The sequence below is a fragment of the Amycolatopsis sp. NPDC104775 genome (assembly GCF_055583325.1).
On the sequence record NZ_JBVJOE010000018.1, the window covers coordinates 49,826 to 68,393 of the forward strand.

Here is an 18,568-nt window from a genome sequence, read left to right on the forward strand (position 1 = left end):
GTGCGGCTGCCTGTCGTCGCGTTGCCAAGCATGTGCTGTTTCGCCCTGGTGTGCCGCAGCGCCGGATGCCTTATTGTCTCCCCGGCGGTGCCGCGGCTTTCCTGTCGTCGCGTTGCCAAGCACGGGCTGTTTCGTCCCCCGTTTGCCGCAGCGCCAAATGCCTTGCCGTCTCTCCAGTGATGCCGCGCGGCCCCTCTGCTGTCGCGTGGCCAGCCATGTCCCGCTTCACCGGTTGTTCGCGGCGGTGCCGGACGGCTGCGGGCCTGCTGCCGTCGCTCGCTGGCGAGGCCGGATCGCCAGCCACGATTCCTCGCCCGCCACCCTGGAAACTCCGCCCGGCCGCGCCCGTCCCGCAGCTGCCCGGGAAGGCGTCCGCGGCGGACCGGTCGAGTGGTGGTTCTCACCTGATTCACTGACCTCCGTTCGGGTCCTCGGCGACGGTCTGTCGTGATCACGGGGCGGATCCGGCGCGAGCGCTCCGGAAGCGGAGGGTGAGCGGCCGGGCCTGGCGCCCGATCCCCTAGACTGAGCTGCCCGATGTGCACGTGCGGCGGCATGCCCGCGTGCCGCCGACAACACAGTCCCAGTGGACGCCGAGGAGTCATGTCCGGAGCCACAGAACAGCCGGTCGACGTGCTCGCACCGGAGACCCTGCGCGCGGCGGTCAAGGCGGCCGAGGACGCCTTCGCCGGCGCGGCCGACCTGGACGCGCTCGCCGCCGTCAAACCGGCCCATCTCGGTGACCAGTCGCCGGTGCTGCTGGCGCGCCGGGAGATCGCCGCGCTGCCGAAGCAGGAGAAGGCCGACGCGGGCAAGCGCGTCAACGAGGCCCGGCAGGCGGTGCAGTCCGCGTTCGACGCGCGCCGCGCGGCGCTTCAGGCCGAGCGCGACGAGCGCGTGCTTCGCGAGGAGGCCGTCGACGTCACGCTCCCGTGGGACCAGGTCCCGCGCGGCGCCCGGCACCCGATCAGCACGCTGTCCGAGCGCATCGCCGACGTTTTCGTCGCCATGGGCTACGAGGTCGCCGAAGGGCCCGAGCTAGAGGCGGAGTGGTTCAACTTCGACGCGCTCAACTTCGGCAAGGACCATCCGGCGCGCCAGCTGCAGGACACGTTCTACGTCGGCGAGGAAGGCTCCGGCCTGGTGCTGCGCACGCACACCTCGCCGGTGCAGGCCCGCAGCCTGCTGCACCGCGACCTGCCGGTGTACGTCGTGTGCCCGGGCCGCACCTACCGCACCGACGAGCTCGACGCCACGCACACGCCGGTGTTCACCCAGGTCGAAGGCCTCGCCGTGGACAAGGGCCTCACCATGGCGCACCTCAAGGGCACGCTCGACGCGTTCGCCCGCGCGATGTTCGGCGAGAGCTCGAAGACGCGGCTGCGCCCGCACTTCTTCCCGTTCACCGAGCCGTCGGCGGAGGTCGACGTCTGGTTCGAGGAGAAGAAGGGCGGCCCCGGCTGGGTCGAATGGGGCGGCTGCGGCATGGTCAACCCGAACGTCCTGCGCGCCTGCGGCGTCGACCCGGAGGTCTACTCCGGCTTCGCGTTCGGCATGGGCATCGAGCGGACCCTGCAGTTCCGCAACGGCATCCCGGACATGCGCGACATGGTCGAAGGCGACGTCCGGTTCACCCTTCCCTTCGGAACGGAGGCGTAGTGCGAGTCCCGGTGAGCTGGCTGACCGAGCATCTCGAAGTGGATGCCGACGTCACGCCGCAGGACCTGGCCGACGCCTTCGTGCGGATCGGGATCGAGGTCGACGAGCTGAGCGAGCTCGGCCCGGTGACCGGCCCGCTCGTGGTCGGCCGCGTCGCGGAGATCGAGGAGCTGACCGGCTTCAAGAAGCCGGTGCGGTACTGCCGGGTCGAGGTCGGCGAGGAACCCGACCCGGAGCCCGACGACGCGGAACTGTCCGAAGAGGACGAAGACGAGGACGACGGCCCGCTCGAGAACGAGGGCCCGCACGGCATCAAGACGCGCGGAATCGTCTGCGGCGCGAGCAACTTCGCCGAAGGCGACCTCGTCGTGGTCGCGCTGCCGGGCGTGGTCCTGCCGGGCGATTTCGAGATCGCCGCGCGCAAGACGTACGGCAAAGTCAGCGACGGCATGATCTGCTCGGCGGCCGAACTCGGCCTCGGCGACGACCACAGCGGCATCCTCGTGCTCCCGCCGGGCACGGCGAGCCCGGGCGACGACGCGAAGGACCTGCTCGGCCTCGACGACACCGTCATCGAGGTCACGCCGACCCCGGACCGCGGCTACGCGCTGTCGATCCGCGGCCTGGCGCGCGAGCTGTCGAACGCGCTCGACGTGCCGTTCGGCGACCCGGCGATGCTCGACAGCATTCCGGAAGCCGAGGGCGAGGCGTGGCCGGTTCGCGTCGAGGACCCCGAGGGCTGCCCGCGGTTCGTGCTGCGCCGCGTCACCGGTCTCGACGCGACCGCGCCGACGCCGTGGCGGATCCGCCGCCGGCTGATGCTGGCCGGCATCCGGTCCATCTCCCTCGCGGTCGACGTCACCAACTACGTGATGCTCGAACTGGGCCACCCGCTGCACGCGTTCGCGACCGGCTCCATCCAGGGCGACCTGGTGGTCCGCCGCGCGAAGGCGGGGGAGAAGCTCACCACGCTCGACGACGTCGAGCGCACCCTCGACGCGGACGACATCGTCATCGCCGACGACAGCGGCGTCATCTCCCTCGCCGGCACGATGGGCGGCGCCAGCACGGAGATCACGCCGGAGAGCACCGACGTGCTTCTCGAGGCGGCGCACTGGAACCCGGCGTCGATCAGCCGCACCGCGCGCCGGCACAAGCTGTTCTCCGAGGCGGCGAAGCGCTTCGAGCGCTACACCGACCCAGCGCTGTGCGCGGCCGCGGTGGAACTCGCCGCGCGGCTGCTGCGCCAGTACGGCGACGGCGCGATTCGCCCGGGCCGCACCGACGTCGGCGGCGTCGCCCCGCACCCTCCGGTCACCATGCCGATCAACCTGCCCGACCAGGTCGCCGGCGTGCGCTACGAACGCGGCGTCACGGTGCGGCGGCTCGGCCAGATCGGCTGCAAGGTCCAGCTCAGCACGAGCGACCAGGGCGTCGGCCTGGTCACCGCGACCCCGCCGAGCTGGCGCGGCGACCTCGTGCAGCCCGCCGACCTCGTCGAGGAGGTCCTGCGGCTCGAGGGCTACGACAGCATCCCGTCAGTCCTGCCCGCCGCACCCGCGGGCCGCGGCCTCACCGACGTGCAGCGCCGCCGCCGCGCGGTGTCCGGCGCGCTCGCCGAGGCGGGCTACGTCGAGGTGCGCCCGTTCCCGTTCATCGGCGACGCGGTGTGGGACGCCTTCGGCCTGCCCGAGGACGACATCCGCCGCACCACCGTGCGCGTGCGGAACCCGCTCGAAGCCGACCACGACCGGATGGCGACCACCCTCCTGCCCGGTCTGCTGGAGACGTTGCAGCGCAACGTTTCCCGCGGCCTCAAGGACGTGTCGCTGTTCCACGTCGGCCAGGTCGTGCTGCCGAAGCCGAACCAGCTCAAGGTCCCGGACCTCGGCGTCGAGCACCGCCCGAGCGACGAGGACCTCGCCGTGCTGGAGGCCGCGGTTCCCGCGCAGCCGGTGCACGTCGCCGTCGTGCTCAGCGGCCAGCGCCCGCGCGCCGGCTGGTGGGGCAAGGGCGACCAAGCCGGCTGGGCCGACGCCGTGCAGGCCGCGCGCCTGGTGGCCGAGGCCGCCGGTGTGCAGCTGACGGTGCAATCCGCGGATCTCCTGCCGTGGCATCCGGGCCGCTGCGCCCAGCTGCGCGTAGGCGACTGGCCGGTCGGCCACGCGGGCGAACTGCACCCGAAGGTCGTCGAGGCCCTCGGCCTGCCGCCGCGCACGGTCGCCATGGAACTCGACCTGGACGCGATCCCGCTGCCCGACTCCCGGCCGGCGCCCAGCATCTCGGCTTACCCGCCGGTGCTGCTGGACGTCGCCCTGGTCGCCGGCACGGACGTCCCGTCCGCCGACCTCGCCGACGTGCTCCGCGAAGGAGCCGGCGAACTGCTCGAGGAGATCACCCTCTTCGACGTCTACACCGGCGAGCAGCTCGGCGAAGGCAAGCGTTCCCTGGCGTACAAGCTCCGCTTCCGCGCCGCGGACCGCACCCTGACCGTCGACGAGGCCACCAAGGCCCGCGACGCCGCGGTCGCCGCGGCCAGCGAGCGCTTCGGAGCGACGCTCCGCGCCTGACCCGGCGTTGTCCCCGCCCCGCGCTCCGGCCACCGGCCGGTCAGCCGGGGCGGGGGAGCGCTGGTGTCATGGCACCCTCCTTTCCTTTTCTGGCATACGGTTCGCTTCAGCCGAGATGCTTCATCGCCTCCCGAGCGGACAGTGCGGACAATTCCGGGTGCGCCCGCACGAACGCGCGGACCCACTCCGGTTCGGCGCGCGCGTGATCCCGCAGCGCCCAGCCGATTCCCTTGCGCAGAAAGAAATCCCGGTCGCCGAGGTTCGCCTCGATCGCGTCGGCGAGCAGCTTCTGGTCCACCTCGTCCTTCGCGCTGACCTGACAGATCACCGCCGTTCGCCGGCGCCAGCGATCAGCGTCTGTCATCCAGCGGCGCAGAACCGGCGTGACCGCCGCCCGGTGCTCGCGCAGGATCGGCCCGACGCGGCGGATCGCGACCTCGTCGACGAAGTCCCACCACGCCCCGGTGACGATCACCTCGTCGTACATCCCCAGCAGCTCCGGGTCTTGCCATCGCCGATAGGCCCGGTGCCCGGAAAGATCGATCGCCGCGTAGCGCTCTTCGCGGAACTCCGCTTCCCGCCACAACGCGAGCACGGTTTCGATGAACGTCACTCGATCGGGCAGAACATGCTCGGCGAGAAGTGCCTTCATGAGCTTGCCGCGCGGCGGTTTCGGCACCCCGCGAAACGGCATCGCGGACTTCATGTACGCCTGCATTTCCGGTGCTTTGACCGGGTCCGCAAGCTCGGCAAGGCCAGTCCGCACCGCTGTGATCAACGCTTCGCCCGCATCCACTGAGGACCACCTCCGTCGTCTCGGATCCCGACGATCGGGGGACGGCGCGGCTCGTGTCGGGAAACGAGATTCTGCCGCGCAGCCGGTAGCTTCGACGAGCCCGGGTTGCTGTCGGACGCAAAGGACCATTGTGAGGAAAATCGTCACCGCACTGGCCGCCGCCGCTGTCGCGGCCGGAACGCTGGCTATCGCACCTGTCGCCACCGCGGTGCAGCCCGATGGGCCGGGCTACGCGCCGCCGCCGATCAAGTGGGGACCGTGTTCCGCACCACGTCTCGCCAAGGCAGGCGCCGAATGCGGCTTCCTCGCGGTCCCACTGGATTATGCGCAGCCCTCGGGCCAGACGGTGCAGATCGCCGTCTCGCGGGTAAAGCACAAAACCGCGAACTACCAAGGCGTCGTGCTGGTGAACCCGGGAGGCCCCGGCGGTTCCGGGCTCGGTCTTTCGGTGCTCGGCCGCAACGTTCCCCGGCACGCCGGCGACAGCTACGACTGGATCGGCTTCGATCCTCGCGGCGTCGGCTCCAGCAAACCGGCCCTGACGTGCGACGGGAACTACTTCGCTCCCGTCCGTCCGGCTTACGTGCCGAAAACGCCTCAACTGGAGAGCACCTGGCGTGCTCGCACGAAGAGCTACGCGGAGGCCTGCGCTAAGAACGGCCCGCTGCTCGAGCACATCAAGACCACTGATGTCGCGCAGGACATGGAAAGCCTGCGCAAGGCGCTGGGCCAGAAGCAGATCAATTACTACGGCTTCTCTTACGGCACGTACCTCGGGCAGGTGTACAGCACGCTGTACCCGGACCGCATGCGCCGGATGGTGCTCGACGGCAACGTGGACCCGCGCAAGGTCTGGTACGACGCCAACCTGGACCAGGACGTCGCCTTCGACCGCAACATCAAAATCTACTTCGACTGGCTCGCGAAGTACGACGACGTCTACCACCTCGGCAAGACCGGCTCGGCGGTCGAGCAGCTCTGGTACGCGCAGCAGCGGAAGCTCGACCAGAGCCCCGCGGGCGGCGTGATCGGCGGCGACGAGTGGCTCGACGTCTTCCTGCAGGCCGGCTACTACGTGTTCGGCTGGGAAGACATGGCCAAGGCGTTCGACGGCTGGGTGCACCGAGGCGACTGGCAGGCGCTGAAAGCGTTGTACGACCAGTCGAACGCACCCGGCGACGACAACGGCTACGCGGTGTACAGCGCGGTGCAGTGCACCGACGCGCAGTGGCCGCGGGACTGGAACCGCTGGCGCATCGACGGCTGGGCCACCCACACCCGCGCGCCTTTCGAGACCTGGAGCAACACCTGGTACAACGCGACCTGCCTGAACTGGCCCGCGAAGCCGGGCACGCCGGTGGACATCGACGGGTCGAAGGCGAGCGGCGCGTTGCTGATCAGCGAGGAACTCGATGCGGCCACCCCGTACTCGGGCAGCCTCGAAGTGCGCAAGCGCTACCCGCGTTCGAGCCTGATCAGCGCGCCCGGCGGGACGACGCACGCCGGTTCGCTGTCCGGGGTTTCGTGCGTGGACGACCGCGTCGCCGACTACCTCGCGACCGGTGCCCTGCCGAAGCGGGTGCGAGGCGACCGCTCCGACATCCAGTGCGCTGCGGTGCCGCAACCGGTTCCGTCTCCGGTCGCTTCCTCCGCGCAGCAGAAGGCTGACGCCCAGGCGAAGGCCGCGGCAGAGGAGAAGCAAGGCCTGCTTGCCGGCCTGCTGCGGTTCTGAGCTGGTCTTCGCGGTGCCCCGGCCTGGTCTGCCAGGCCGGGGCATTGTTCTTTCCCGCTGGGTTCTTCTTCGCTGGTCCACCGATCCCCCTCGGTCGTTTCCGGGTCGTCGCGGACGCTACGGCGAGGGTCTGACAATTTCGGACCGCAGTCACCCGATCGCGTTAAGTGATCGAAAATTGTCGGGGGTCGCGGATACCTTCGCGGCCATGACGATCATTCAGGAGCACCGGACCGAGGTCCGGTCAGGAGATGTCCAGTACCAGGTCGCCGTCGTCACCCGCAGCGAGGACGGCGAGCCGGAGCGAGTCACCGTCACCGTCGGCGGGGAACGGCCGGACGGCGAACCCGTCGTCGAGGGCAGGCTCGAACTCGACGTGGCGTCCGTGGCGACCGTCGCGGAACTGCTCGACACGAGCCTGCGCACCTTCGCGGGCGGCGGCTCGCGGCGAAGATCGCGCGGACGCCCGGCGCAGCAGGGCAGACCGTGGACCGACGAGATGGACGCGGATCTGGAGGCCCGCTGGCTCGCCGGGGACTCGGTAGCCGAGCTGGCCCGGCATTTCGCGCGGACGCCCGGCGGGATCCGGGCGCGCCTGCCGCGGGTCGGCTGCGATCCGGAGCATCCGGGAAATCATCTGCCGACACCGCCGAGTCTCCGCGAAGCGGAGGAGGGAGCGGACTGACGAGTGCCCGCCGGGTTCGCGTCCCGAGGCGGGCCCGGCGTGGCGTTGCTCGTGGCTTGTGCGCTGGACTGGCCGTCGACGCTGGGTCGGCCGCGTGGGTGCCACGCGCGTGTCGGGCGCCGGGGCGGCTGGCGGAAAGTCAGGTCGGCGTTCATGCTCCGACCCTCTCGTCGGCGGCTCGGGTGCCTGCGGCACGGCCTGCGTGCTGGCCAGACGGCCAGCGTCAGGGGCGAATGATCCGCGTCGCCGGGCGTGGCATGAGGGCGTTGAGTGCTCGGGCGGCGACCCGGCAGAGGCGACCGTGTGGGACTCAGCGGCTCGGCTAGCCGGGCGAGGTCTGGCCGCGCGGACAGTCGGCGGCCTCCAGATCGACAGGGCGAGCACGTGCTCTATCGCTGCGCCACGCCCGCACGCCTCGGCGTTCGGCCGGTGCCTGAGGTGCTCTGCGAGCGACGAGCCTAAGTCCCGTCACCGCGAACGGCCACACCGCCGATCCGGCCGACGAGGACTGCCACAGCGGCGGAAACCGCCGGAACACGTACGGAATCCACGGAAGTCCTGGGGAGGGGACGGCCAGGGTGAGCAAACCCTCTTTGTTTGAGCTTGCACGCTCGTGCATAATCATTCGTATGACGGTGAAGATCGCGGTAGCCGGTGCCAGCGGGTACGCGGGCGGCGAACTGCTGCGCCTGCTCCTGACCCATCCCGAGGTGGAGATCGGCGCTCTCACGGCGGCGAGCAGCGCGGGGACGACGCTGGGCGCGCACCAGCCGCACCTGGTTCCGCTTGCCGGGCGCGTGCTGCTCGAGACGAACGCGGAAACGCTCGCGGGCCACGACGTCGTGTTCCTGGCCCTGCCACACGGCCACTCGGCCGAGATCGCGGCGCAGCTCGGGCCGGACGTGCTCGTGGTCGACCTCGGGGCCGACCACCGGCTCGCGGACGCGGCGGACTGGCGACGCTGGTACTCCGGCGAGCACGCGGGGCAGTGGCCGTACGGGCTGCCCGAGCTGCCGGGCGCGCGCGAGAAGCTGGTGGGAGCCAAGCGGATCGCGGTTCCCGGCTGTTTCCCGACGGGCGGGTCTCTGGCGCTGGCGCCCGCGCTGGCGGCGGGGCTCGTCGAGCCCGCGGTCACCGTGGTTTCGGTGACGGGGACGTCCGGCGCGGGCAAGAGCCTCAAGCCGAATCTGCTCGGGTCCGAGGTCATGGGCAACGCGAGCGCGTACGGCGTCGCCGGGGCGCATCGGCACACGCCGGAGTTCGTGCAGAACCTCTCCGGCGCGGCGGGCAAACCGGTGACCGTTTCGTTCACGCCGGTGCTCGCGCCGATGCCGCGCGGCATTCTCACCACCGCCAGCGCTCAGCTCGTCGGCGACGTCGACGAGGCCGCAGTGCGCGCGGTGTACGAGAAGGCTTACGGCAGCGAACCGTTCGTCCAGGTCCTGCCCGAAGGAACCTGGCCGACGACCGCGGCCACGGTCGGGTCGAACAACGTCCAGCTCCAGCTCGGGGTCGACGCCGGCGCGGGCAGGCTCGTCGTCGTCACCTCGATCGACAACCTCGCCAAGGGCACCGCGGGCGGTGCCGTCCAATCGATGAACCTGGCGCTCGGTTTCCCCGAGGCCACCGGACTTTCCACCGTGGGAGTGGCACCGTGACCGTCACCGGACCGAAGGGTTTCCGCGCCGCCGGCGTCGCCGCCGGGATCAAGGCCTCCGGCGCGCTCGACCTCACGCTGGTCGTCAACGACGGCCCGCTCGACGTCGCGGCGGGAGTGTTCACCCGCAACGTCATCAAGGCCGCGCCGGTGCTGTGGTCGCAGGAAGTGCTGAAACAGCAGAAGCTCAAGGCCGTCGTGCTCAACTCCGGCGGGGCGAACGCGGCGACCGGGCCGGGCGGGTTCCAGGACACGCACGCCACGGCGGAGAAGGTCGCCGAAGTGCTGGGCACCGGGGCGATCGAGGTCGCGGTGTGCTCCACCGGGCTGATCGGCGAGCGGCTGCCGATGTCCGCGGTGCTGTCCGGTGTGGACAGTGCGGTCAAGGCGCTGGATGCAGGCCCGGAAGCGGCGCTCAACGCGGCCACCGGCGTCATGACCACTGACACCAAGCCGAAACAGGCGTTCGCCCAGCACGAATCCGGGTGGAGCGTCGGCGGGTTCGCCAAGGGCGCGGGGATGCTCGCGCCGAACCTGGCGACGATGCTGTCCGTGCTGACCACGGATGCCGTGGCGGACAAGGAAACTCTCGACCGTGCGCTGCGCGCGGCCACGCACGTCACGTTCGATCGGCTGGACGTGGACGGCGGCACGTCGACCAACGACACGGTGCTCGTGCTCGCCTCAGGCGCGAGTGGCGTGGAACCGAGCGAAGCCGAATTGACCGAACTGCTCACCAAGGTGAGCCATGACCTCGTGCTGCAGCTGCGGGCCGATTCCGAAGGCGCCACGAAGGATGTCGACGTCACGGTGAAGGGCGCCGCGTCCGAGGCCGACGCGATTGCCGTGGCCCGGACGATCGCCGAGGACAACCTGGTCAAGACCGCCTTGTTCGGGTCCGATCCCAACTGGGGCCGGATCGCGATGGCGCTGGGCCGCGCACCGGCGAGGATCGATCCGGAGACGGTGTCGATCGCCATCAACGGCGTCACCTTGTTCGCGAGCGGGACGACGGCCGAGGACCGGTCGGCGGCCGACCTGTCCGGGCGGGCCATCGACGTCGTCGTGGATCTCGGCGTCGGTTCGGACGAGGCCACGATCTACACCACGGACCTCTCGCACGCGTACGTCGAAGAGAACAGCGCGTATTCGTCATGAGCGACACCGAAAGGCGGCTCGTCTCCGCGGACGAACGCCTCGCCAGCGCGGCGGAGAAGGCCGGGGTGCTGATCGAAGCGCTGCCCTGGCTGCAGCGGTTCAACGGCGCGACTGTCGTGATCAAATACGGCGGCAACGCGATGATCGACGACCAGCTCAAGGGCGCGTTCGCCGAGGACATGGTGTTCCTGCGGCTGGCCGGCCTGCACCCGGTCGTCGTGCACGGCGGCGGACCGCAGATCAGCGCGATGCTGTCCCGGCTCGGCGTGCCGGGGGAGTTCAAGGGCGGGCTGCGCGTCACCACCCCGGAAACCATGGACATCGTGCGGATGGTGCTGGTCGGGCAGGTCAGCCGCGAGCTGGTCGGCCTGATCAACGCGCACGGGCCGTACGCGGTCGGCATTTCCGGCGAGGACGCGCGGCTGTTCACCGCCGAGCGCAAGCAGGCCACTGTGGACGGTGAGCAGGTGGACATCGGCCTCGTCGGCGAGGTCGCCGAGGTGAACCCGGACGCGGTGCTCGACATCGTGAACGCCGGCCGCATCCCGGTGGTGTCCACGGTGGCCCCCGACGTCGACGGCGTGGTGCACAACGTCAACGCCGACACCGCCGCGGGCGCGCTCGCGGCGGCGCTCGGCGCGGAGAAGCTCGTCGTGCTCACCGACGTCGAAGGTCTTTACGCCAACTGGCCGGACCGGTCGTCGCTGATCGACCGGATCCCCGTCGACCGTCTCGAGCGCATGCTGCCCGGCCTCGCCAGCGGCATGATCCCGAAGATGGAGGCGTGCGTGCGCGCGGTGCGCGGCGGCGTGCGCGGCGCCCACGTCATCGACGGCAGGCTCGCCCATTCGGTGCTGCTCGAGGTTTTCACCTCGCGCGGCATCGGGACCATGGTGCTGCCCGAGGCAGCGCCCTCCGGAACGGAGCACGCGTGACTACCCTCAAGTCCAATGCGGACGGTCAGCAGCACTGGCAGTCGGCCGTCATGGACAACTATGGCACCCCCGGCCTGACGCTGGTGCGCGGCGAAGGCGCGCGAGTGTGGGACGCCGACGGCTCCGAGTACGTCGACCTGGTCGGCGGCATCGCGGTGAACGCGCTCGGCCATGCCCACCCGGAGGTGGTGCGCGCGGTCACCGAGCAGATCTCGAAGCTGGGGCACACGTCGAACCTGTACGTGAACCCGGTCGCGGTCGAACTCGCCGAAACGCTTCTCGACGTCGCGGGCCTGACCGGGCAGGGCAAAGTCCTGTTCGTCAACTCCGGCGCGGAGGCCAACGAGGCCGCGTTGAAGATCACCCGGCTCACCGGACGCGGCAAGCTGGTCGCGGCGGAGGGCGCGTTCCACGGCCGCACCATGGGCGCGCTGTCGCTCACTGGCCAGCCCTCGAAGCGCGAGGCGTTCGAGCCGCTGGTTCCAGGCGTCACGCATGTTCCTTATGGGGACGTCGAAGCGTTGCGGGCCGCCGTGGACGGCGAAACCGCGGCAGTTTTTCTGGAGCCGGTGCTCGGTGAGGCCGGGGTGATTCCCGCTCCGGACGGCTACCTGCAGGCCGCGCGCGAGATCACCAAGGCCGCCGGGGCGCTGCTCGTGCTCGACGAGGTGCAGACCGGGATCGGCAGGCTCGGCACCTGGTTCGGCTTCCAGCAGGCCGGGATCGTGCCGGACGTGATCACGCTCGCGAAGGGCCTCGGCGGCGGACTCCCGCTTGGTGCGGTGATCGGCGTCGGCGCGGCGGGGGACCTGCTGAAACCGGGCCAGCACGGCACGACCTTCGGCGGCAACCCGGTGTGCTGCGCGGCCGGGCTGGCAGTGCTGCGCACGATCGTCCGGGACGACCTCCTCGACCACGTTTCGGCGCTGGGCAAGGACATCGCGGCCGGCGTCGAGGCGCTCGGCCACCCGCTTGTCTCGGGCGTGCGCGGCGCGGGCCTGCTGCTCGGGATCGGCCTGCGGGAACCGGTTTCCGCGGCGGTCGCGAAGGCCGCGCAGGACGCGGGCTATCTCGTCAACCCGGTCGCCCCGGACACCGTCCGGCTCGCCCCGCCGCTCGTGCTCGACGAGCAGCAGGCGCACAGCTTCCTCTCCGCCCTGCCGGGCGCGCTCGACTCCACCACCACGAAGGAATCCGACTGATGCCTCGCCACTTCCTCCGCGACGACGACGTCACCCCCGCCGAGCAGACCGCGCTGCTCGACCTGGCCGACCAGCTGAAAGCCGACCCGCTCGGCACGAAGGCGCTGGCCGGCCGCACGGTGGCCGCGATCTTCGAGAAGAACTCCACCCGCACCCGGTTCTCGTTCGAGGTCGGCATCAGCCAGCTCGGCGGGCATCCGGTGATCGTCGACGGCCGCTCGATGCAGCTCGGCCGCGAGGAGACCATCGAGGACACCTCGCGCGTGCTGTCCCGCTACGTCGAAGCCGTCGTGTGGCGCACCTTCGCGCAGAAGCGCATCGACTCGATGGCGTCGGTCGCGTCGATCCCGATCGTCAACGCGCTCACCGACGAGTTCCACCCGTGCCAGGTGCTCACCGACCTGATGACCATCCGCGAGCGAAAGGGCAAACTCGCCGGGCTCACGCTCACCTATCTCGGCGACGGTGCCAACAACATGGCGCATTCGCTGCTGCTCGGCGGCATTACCGCCGGGATGAACGTGCGCGTCGTGTCGCCGGAGGGGTTCCAGCCCGACCAGCAGGTGATGCTGGACGCCAAGAAGCGCGGCGAGGAAACCGGCGGCACCGCGACCGTGTTCACCGACGCGCACGAGGCCGTCGAGGGTTCGGACGTGCTGGTCACCGACACCTGGACGTCGATGGGGCAGGAAAACGACGGCCTCGACCGGGTCGGCCCGTTCCGTGCGCTGCAGATCAACGCCGGGCTGCTCAAGCGCGCGGCCGACGAGGCGATCGTCCTGCACTGCCTGCCCGCGCACCGCGGCTGGGAGATCACCGACGAGGTGCTCGACGGCCCGGCCAGCGCGGTCTGGGACGAGGCGGAGAACCGGCTGCACGCGCAGAAAGCCCTGCTGGTCTGGCTGTTCGGGCAGAACGGCCGATGACCAGCAGCCGGGTCGGACGCCAGGCGCGGATCACCGAACTGGTGTCCACGATGGCCATCCGCAGCCAGACGGAGCTGGCGCGGCTGCTGGCCGCCGAGGGCATCGACGTCACACAGGCGACGCTGTCGCGCGACCTCGACGAACTCGGCGCGGTCAAGCTGCGCGGCGCCGACTCGGGCGCGCCGGTCTACGTCATCCCCGAAGACGGCAGTCCCGTCCGCGGCGTGCAGGGCGGCACCTCGCGATTGTCCCGGCTGCTCGCCGAACTGCTGGTGTCGGCGGATTCCTCGGGCAACCTCACCGTGCTGCGCACGCCGCCGGGCGCGGCGCAGTTCCTCGCGAGCGCGATCGACCGGGCCGCGCTGGAGGAAGTCGTCGGGTCCATCGCGGGCGACGACACGGTCGCGGTCATCGCGCGCGAACCGCTCACCGGACGCGACCTCGCCGAACGCTTCACCGCGCTCGCGCACCGTTCAGCGGAAGGGGACGAGCCGTGACCCGGCGGGTCGTGCTCGCCTGCTCGGGCGGGCGCGGCTCGTCAGCCGAGCTGAATCTCCTTGCCGGGCAAGCCGAAGTGGTCGCGTTCGCGGCGGATTTCGGTGCGGGCGACGTCGATCTGTGCGCGCTGCGGCGGCAGGCGATGGCCGACGGAGCCGCCGAGACAGTGATCGCGGACGTCCGCGAGGAGTTCGCGAACAGCTACTGTTTGCTGGCGCTGCAAGCGAATGCGCTGATTCTCGACCGGCATCCGCTGGTTGAGGCGCTGGCCCGGCCGTTGCTGGCGAGCCGCCTCGTCGCGACCGCGGCGGACCGGAACGCGTCGGCTGTCGCGCACAGCGGCGGAGCCGCGTTGTCCGGCATGATCGCGGCACTCGCGCCGGAGCTGGAGATCGTCGAACTCGGTCTTCGCGGCAGGCACGAGTTGTCGACGAGCCGGACGCTGTGGGGGAGGGCCGCGACGTCCGGCTACCGCTGCACCGAGGACGCCGTGGTGAACCTCGGCATGCCGGACGAAGTCGTCGTCACCTTCGAGCAGGGCGTACCGGTCGCGGTCGACGGCGAGACGGTCAGCGTGGCCGAGGCGGTGCAGCGGCTCGGGCATCGGGCTGGCCCGCACGGAATCGGCCGGTTCGAGCTGGCGGAAAGCTACGACGCGCCGGGCGCGGCGGTGCTGATCGCCGCGCATCAGGAACTGGAATCCGGCACGCTCGACCGCGATCTGGCGAGGTTCAAACGCGGCGTCGACCGCCGATGGGCCGAACTGGTCCACGACGGGCTGTGGTTCTCGCCGCTGCGCGGACCGCTGGACGCTTTCGTCCAGCGGGCGCAGGAGCGCGTGTCCGGCGAGGTGCGGCTGGTGCTGCACGCGGGCAGCGCGACCGTCGCCGACCTGCCCGGGAGGCGGCTTCGCCCGGCCGGACGGCGCCGCCGCCCGGCGACCGGGCACACTCCGCTGGGGAGCACCCAGCATCCGAGCACCCAGGCGTCCTGAGACGCCGGACGAGAGAGGCAGAACGTGAGCGGGAAAGACCAGCCGGTGCAGCTGTGGGGCGGCCGGTTCGCCAGCGGGCCGGCCGAGGCGATGGCGGCGCTGAGCGCCTCGACCCACTTCGACTGGCGACTGGCGCCGTACGACATCGCCGGGTCGCGCGCACACGCCCGCGTGCTGAGCAAGGCGGGTCTGCTCACCGAAGCGGAACTGGCCGGGATGCTGGACGCGCTCGACACGCTGGCCCAGGACGTCGAGTCCGGCGCGTTCACGCCGACGGTCGCCGACGAGGACGTCCACACCGCTCTCGAACGCGGCCTGCTCGAACGCGCCGGTGCCGAACTGGGCGGCAAGCTGCGGGCAGGCCGTTCCCGCAACGACCAGGTCGCGACACTGTTCCGGATGTGGCTGCGCGACGCCGCGCGCCGGGTGGTCGCGGGCACGCTCGACGTGGTCGACGCACTGGTGTCGCAGGCGTCCCGGCACCCGGACGCGATCCTGCCCGGCCGCACCCACCTGCAGCACGCGCAGCCGGTTCTCCTGGCGCACCATCTGATGGCGCACGGCCAGTCGCTGCTGCGCGACGTGTCCCGCCTGCGCGACTGGGACGCCCGCACCGCTGAATCGCCCTACGGTTCGGGCGCGCTCGCCGGTTCGTCGCTCGGCCTCGACCCGGAAGCGGTGGCCGCCGAACTGGGCTTCGACACCAGCGTGGAGAACTCGATCGACGGCACCGCCTCGCGCGATTTCGTCGCCGAGTTCGCGTTCGCCGTCGCGATGCTCGCGGTGAACCTGTCGCGGATCGCCGAAGAGGTGATCATCTGGAACACCGCCGAGTTCGGCTACGTCACGCTGGACGACGCGTGGGCGACCGGCAGCTCGATCATGCCGCAGAAGAAGAACCCGGACGTCGCGGAGCTGACCCGCGGCAAGGCCGGACGGCTGATCGGCAACCTCACCGGATTGCTCGCCACGCTCAAGGCGCAGCCGCTCGCGTACAACCGCGACCTGCAGGAGGACAAGGAACCGGTCTTCGACTCGGTCGAACAGCTGGAGCTGCTCTTCCCGGCGATCGCGGGAATGCTCGGCACGCTCACCTTCCACACCGACCGGCTCGCCGAACTGGCCCCCGCCGGATTCACGCTGGCCACCGACATCGCCGAATGGCTGGTGCGCCAAGGGGTGCCGTTCCGCGTCGCGCACGAGGCGGCGGGGGAGAGCGTGCGGGTCGCCGAGGCGCGCGGCGTCGGGCTCGACGAGCTGACCGACGAGGAATTCCAGGCGATCAACCCGGCGCTCACCCCGGCGGTGCGCGAAGTCCTCACCGTCGAAGGCTCGGTGCGTTCGCGCGACGCTCGCGGCGGCACCGCGCCGGACCGGGTCGCCGAGCAGCGGGAACGCCTGGTCGAGCGCGTCGCGGCGCATCGGCAGTGGCTCAAATGATCTGTCGTCGGGCCGCTGGTTAGGCTGGCGGCTTGACGAGGGGAGTACGTGTGGACCGGTTGTTCCGGCGCGAAGAACTGGCACTGGACCCGGTCGACCTGGCTCGGCTGCTGCTCGGTGCGGTCCTCGAGGCCGACGCGCCCGAAGGCCGGGTCGGGGTGCGGCTCGTCGAGGTCGAGGCCTATCGCGGGCTCGACGATCCCGCTTCGCATTGCTACCGCGGGAAAACCCCGCGCAACGCGGTGATGTGGGGTCCGGCCGGTCACCTGTACGTGTACTTCGTCTACGGCATGCACTTCTGCGCGAACGTCGTCGGCACCGAGGACGGACAGCCGGGCGCGGTGCTGCTGCGCGCTGGCGAGGTCGTCGAGGGCGCGGACATCGTGCGCAAGCGGCGGCCGAACGCGCGCGGCAACGGAGAACTCGCCAAAGGCCCGGCCATCCTCACCTCGGTGCTGGGCCTCGCCCGCGAGCAGAACGGCCTCGATCTCACCGATCCCGATTCGCCGGTGCGGTTGCTCGTCGGCGAGCGCGTGCCCGCGGACAACGTGCGCACCGGCCCTCGCGTCGGCGTCGCGATGGCGATGGACACGCCGTGGCGGTTCTGGATCGACGGCTCACCAGCCGTCTCGACCTACCGCCGCGGCGGGAAGCGCCGGCAGGTGCGACCCGCGGGATAGTCGTTTGACCTGGTGGGGGATCATCTACAGGTGTGAGTGAGCACATCCTTGACGAGTTGTCCTGGCGCGGCCTGATCGCGCAATCCACCGACATCGACGCCCTGCGCCGAGAACTCGACCGCGGCCCGCTCACGCTCTATTGCGGCTTCGACCCGACCGCGCCCAGCCTGCACGCCGGCAACCTCGTCCCGCTGCTGATGCTCAAGCGGTTCCAGCGCGCCGGGCACCGGCCGATCGTGCTGGCCGGCGGCGCCACCGGGATGATCGGCGACCCCCGCGACAACGGGGAGCGCACGCTGAACACCCTGGACGTCGTCGCCGAGTGGGCCGGGCGGATCCGCGGGCAGCTGGAGCGGTTCGTGGACTTCGACGATTCGCCGACCGGCGCGATCGTCGAGAACAACCTCGACTGGACCGGGAAGCAGAACACGCTCGAGTTCCTGCGGGACGTCGGCAAGCACTTCTCGGTGAACGTGATGCTGAACCGGGAGACGGTCAAGCGGCGGCTCGAGAGCGACGGCATGTCCTACACCGAGTTCAGCTACCTGCTGCTGCAGTCGCAGGACTACCTGGAGCTGTACCGCAAGCACGGCTGCAAGCTGCAGGTCGGCGGCTCGGACCAGTGGGGCAACCTCGTCGGCGGGGTCGACCTGATCCGCCGTGTCGAGGGCGGCACCGCACACGCGCTGACCGCGCCGCTGGTCACCGACGCCGAGGGGCGCAAGTTCGGCAAGTCCACCGGCGGCGGCAACGTGTGGCTCGACCCGGAGCTGACCTCGCCGTACGCCTGGTACCAGTACTTCGTGAACGTCGGCGACGCTGACGTGCTCCGCTACCTGCGCCTGTTCACTTTCCTCGATCGGGAAGAAATCGACGCCCTCGCGAAGGACACCGAGGAACGCCCGCACCTGCGCGCCGCGCAGAAGCGGCTGGCCGAGGAGTTCACGAACCTGGTGCACGGCGAGGACCAGACGCGCCAGGTCATCGCGGCTAGCCAGGCCTTGTTCGGCCGCGGCGAGCTGACCGGCCTGGACGGCCCGACGCTCGACGCCGCGATGGCCGAGGTCCCGAACGGCAAGGTCGACCCCTCGGCCGACGCCACGATCGTCGACCTGCTGATCGCCGGGGGCCTGGTGGACAGCAAGGGCGCGGCCCGCCGGACGGTGAAGGAGGGAGGCGCCTACGTGAACAACGTGAAGATCGCCGACGAGGAGTGGAAGCCCTCGGCTTCCGACGCGCTCCACGGCCGCTGGCTCGTGGTCCGCAAGGGCAAGCGCACGGTCGCCGGCGTCCGCGTCGGGGGCTGATCTCCGCCCACGGCCCGAAACAGGGGGTCTGACCTGCGGGAACGCAGTTAAGGGACCCCCCTGTTTCGGGCCCTGGGAGGGCGTGTAAAGTTCTCCAAGTCGCCGGGGAAACCGGGTGGCCGCCGGGACACGAACCAAGCTCTCGCCTCTAGGGTGATTGAGTGGGTGTCCCACCAAAATTTGCTAGGAATGACCGCTTCGGTCAGGCTCGCCCTTGCGGGGGTGGGGTTGATGCGGGGTGTGTTGCTTGAGAACTCAACAGTGTGCTAGTGAACTAAGCCAGTAGAGCTTATATTGAAACCCCCTCGTCGGGGTTTCCTTTGAGGATA

15 protein-coding genes are annotated in these 18,568 nt (G+C 70.6%); 14 read left to right on the forward strand and 1 reads right to left on the reverse strand.

Translation table 11 applies throughout. The features are described 5' to 3' along the window. Positions 1-603 precede the first annotated feature (603 nt). Both pheS and pheT read left to right on the forward strand, forming a co-directional pair. Positions 604-1,659 (forward strand): phenylalanine--tRNA ligase subunit alpha, encoded by a 1,056-nt coding sequence (pheS, locus tag ACZ63D_RS41270; RefSeq protein ID WP_465359770.1) that lies wholly within the window; start codon positions 604-606, stop codon positions 1,657-1,659. Beyond that, complete coding sequence (gene pheT, locus ACZ63D_RS41275) at positions 1,659-4,229, forward strand: phenylalanine--tRNA ligase subunit beta (protein ID WP_465359771.1); 2,571 nt, start codon at positions 1,659-1,661, stop codon at positions 4,227-4,229. Before pheS ends, pheT begins: the two co-directional genes overlap by 1 nt. Positions 4,230-4,335: 106 nt before the next feature. Here the strand turns inward: pheT and ACZ63D_RS41280 are convergent, their stop codons facing one another. After that, positions 4,336-5,025 (reverse strand): DNA alkylation repair protein, encoded by a 690-nt coding sequence (locus ACZ63D_RS41280; protein ID WP_465359772.1) that lies wholly within the window; start codon positions 5,023-5,025, stop codon positions 4,336-4,338. Between the two features lie 130 nt (positions 5,026-5,155). Here ACZ63D_RS41280 and ACZ63D_RS41285 point away from each other — a divergent pair, with 130 nt between their 5' ends. The 12 genes from ACZ63D_RS41285 (at position 5,156) to tyrS (ending at position 18,239) form a co-directional block, all read left to right on the forward strand. Continuing rightward, positions 5,156-6,757, forward strand: coding sequence for an alpha/beta hydrolase (locus ACZ63D_RS41285; protein ID WP_465359773.1), 1,602 nt, complete (start codon positions 5,156-5,158; stop codon positions 6,755-6,757). Between the two features lie 208 nt (positions 6,758-6,965). Beyond that, on the forward strand, positions 6,966-7,442 hold the full coding sequence (locus ACZ63D_RS41290) for a helix-turn-helix domain containing protein (RefSeq protein ID WP_465359774.1): 477 nt from the start codon (positions 6,966-6,968) through the stop codon (positions 7,440-7,442). A 629-nt stretch (positions 7,443-8,071) separates the two neighbouring features. Further along, positions 8,072-9,100 carry an N-acetyl-gamma-glutamyl-phosphate reductase gene (argC, locus tag ACZ63D_RS41295; protein WP_465359775.1) on the forward strand — a complete coding sequence of 343 codons (1,029 nt, stop codon included), beginning with the start codon at positions 8,072-8,074 and terminating at the stop codon, positions 9,098-9,100. Continuing rightward, positions 9,097-10,257, forward strand: coding sequence for a bifunctional glutamate N-acetyltransferase/amino-acid acetyltransferase ArgJ (argJ, locus tag ACZ63D_RS41300; RefSeq protein ID WP_465359776.1), 1,161 nt, complete (start codon positions 9,097-9,099; stop codon positions 10,255-10,257). The genes argC and argJ overlap by 4 nt, the downstream gene beginning before the upstream one ends. Further along, positions 10,254-11,192: an acetylglutamate kinase gene (argB, locus tag ACZ63D_RS41305; protein ID WP_465359777.1), complete on the forward strand. Its 939-nt coding sequence runs from the start codon at positions 10,254-10,256 to the stop codon at positions 11,190-11,192. The genes argJ and argB overlap by 4 nt, the downstream gene beginning before the upstream one ends. Then, positions 11,189-12,394 (forward strand): acetylornithine transaminase, encoded by a 1,206-nt coding sequence (locus ACZ63D_RS41310; RefSeq protein WP_465359778.1) that lies wholly within the window; start codon positions 11,189-11,191, stop codon positions 12,392-12,394. Before argB ends, ACZ63D_RS41310 begins: the two co-directional genes overlap by 4 nt. Next, entirely contained in the window at positions 12,394-13,320 is a 927-nt protein-coding gene (gene argF / locus ACZ63D_RS41315; protein WP_465359779.1) for an ornithine carbamoyltransferase, read from the forward strand. The genes ACZ63D_RS41310 and argF overlap by 1 nt, the downstream gene beginning before the upstream one ends. Next, positions 13,317-13,817, forward strand: coding sequence for an arginine repressor (locus tag ACZ63D_RS41320; RefSeq protein ID WP_465359780.1), 501 nt, complete (start codon positions 13,317-13,319; stop codon positions 13,815-13,817). The genes argF and ACZ63D_RS41320 overlap by 4 nt, the downstream gene beginning before the upstream one ends. After that, on the forward strand, positions 13,814-14,812 hold the full coding sequence (locus ACZ63D_RS41325) for an argininosuccinate synthase domain-containing protein (RefSeq protein ID WP_465359781.1): 999 nt from the start codon (positions 13,814-13,816) through the stop codon (positions 14,810-14,812). Before ACZ63D_RS41320 ends, ACZ63D_RS41325 begins: the two co-directional genes overlap by 4 nt. Before the next feature lie 24 nt (positions 14,813-14,836). Next, positions 14,837-16,252, forward strand: a complete 1,416-nt coding sequence (argH, locus tag ACZ63D_RS41330; RefSeq protein ID WP_465359782.1) for an argininosuccinate lyase — start codon at positions 14,837-14,839, stop codon at positions 16,250-16,252. Positions 16,253-16,302: 50 nt separating this feature from the next. Beyond that, a complete protein-coding gene (locus tag ACZ63D_RS41335) occupies positions 16,303-16,932 on the forward strand; it encodes a DNA-3-methyladenine glycosylase (protein WP_465359783.1) in 630 nt (209 codons plus the stop codon). Positions 16,933-16,964: 32 nt separating this feature from the next. After that, entirely contained in the window at positions 16,965-18,239 is a 1,275-nt protein-coding gene (gene tyrS / locus ACZ63D_RS41340; RefSeq protein WP_465359784.1) for a tyrosine--tRNA ligase, read from the forward strand. The last annotated feature ends 329 nt before the right edge of the window (positions 18,240-18,568 follow it).

Bases quoted from the DNA above. Each gene is read 5' to 3' on its own strand.
- pheS (WP_465359770.1), top strand. From the start codon at position 604: ATGTCCGGAGCCACAGAACAGCCGGTCGACGTGCTCGCACCGGAGACC.
- ACZ63D_RS41290 (WP_465359774.1), top strand. From the start codon at position 6,966: ATGACGATCATTCAGGAGCACCGGACCGAGGTCCGGTCAGGAGATGTC.
- argC (WP_465359775.1), top strand. From the start codon at position 8,072: ATGACGGTGAAGATCGCGGTAGCCGGTGCCAGCGGGTACGCGGGCGGC.
- argB (WP_465359777.1), top strand. From the start codon at position 10,254: ATGAGCGACACCGAAAGGCGGCTCGTCTCCGCGGACGAACGCCTCGCC.
- argF (WP_465359779.1), top strand. From the start codon at position 12,394: ATGCCTCGCCACTTCCTCCGCGACGACGACGTCACCCCCGCCGAGCAG.
- ACZ63D_RS41320 (WP_465359780.1), top strand. From the start codon at position 13,317: ATGACCAGCAGCCGGGTCGGACGCCAGGCGCGGATCACCGAACTGGTG.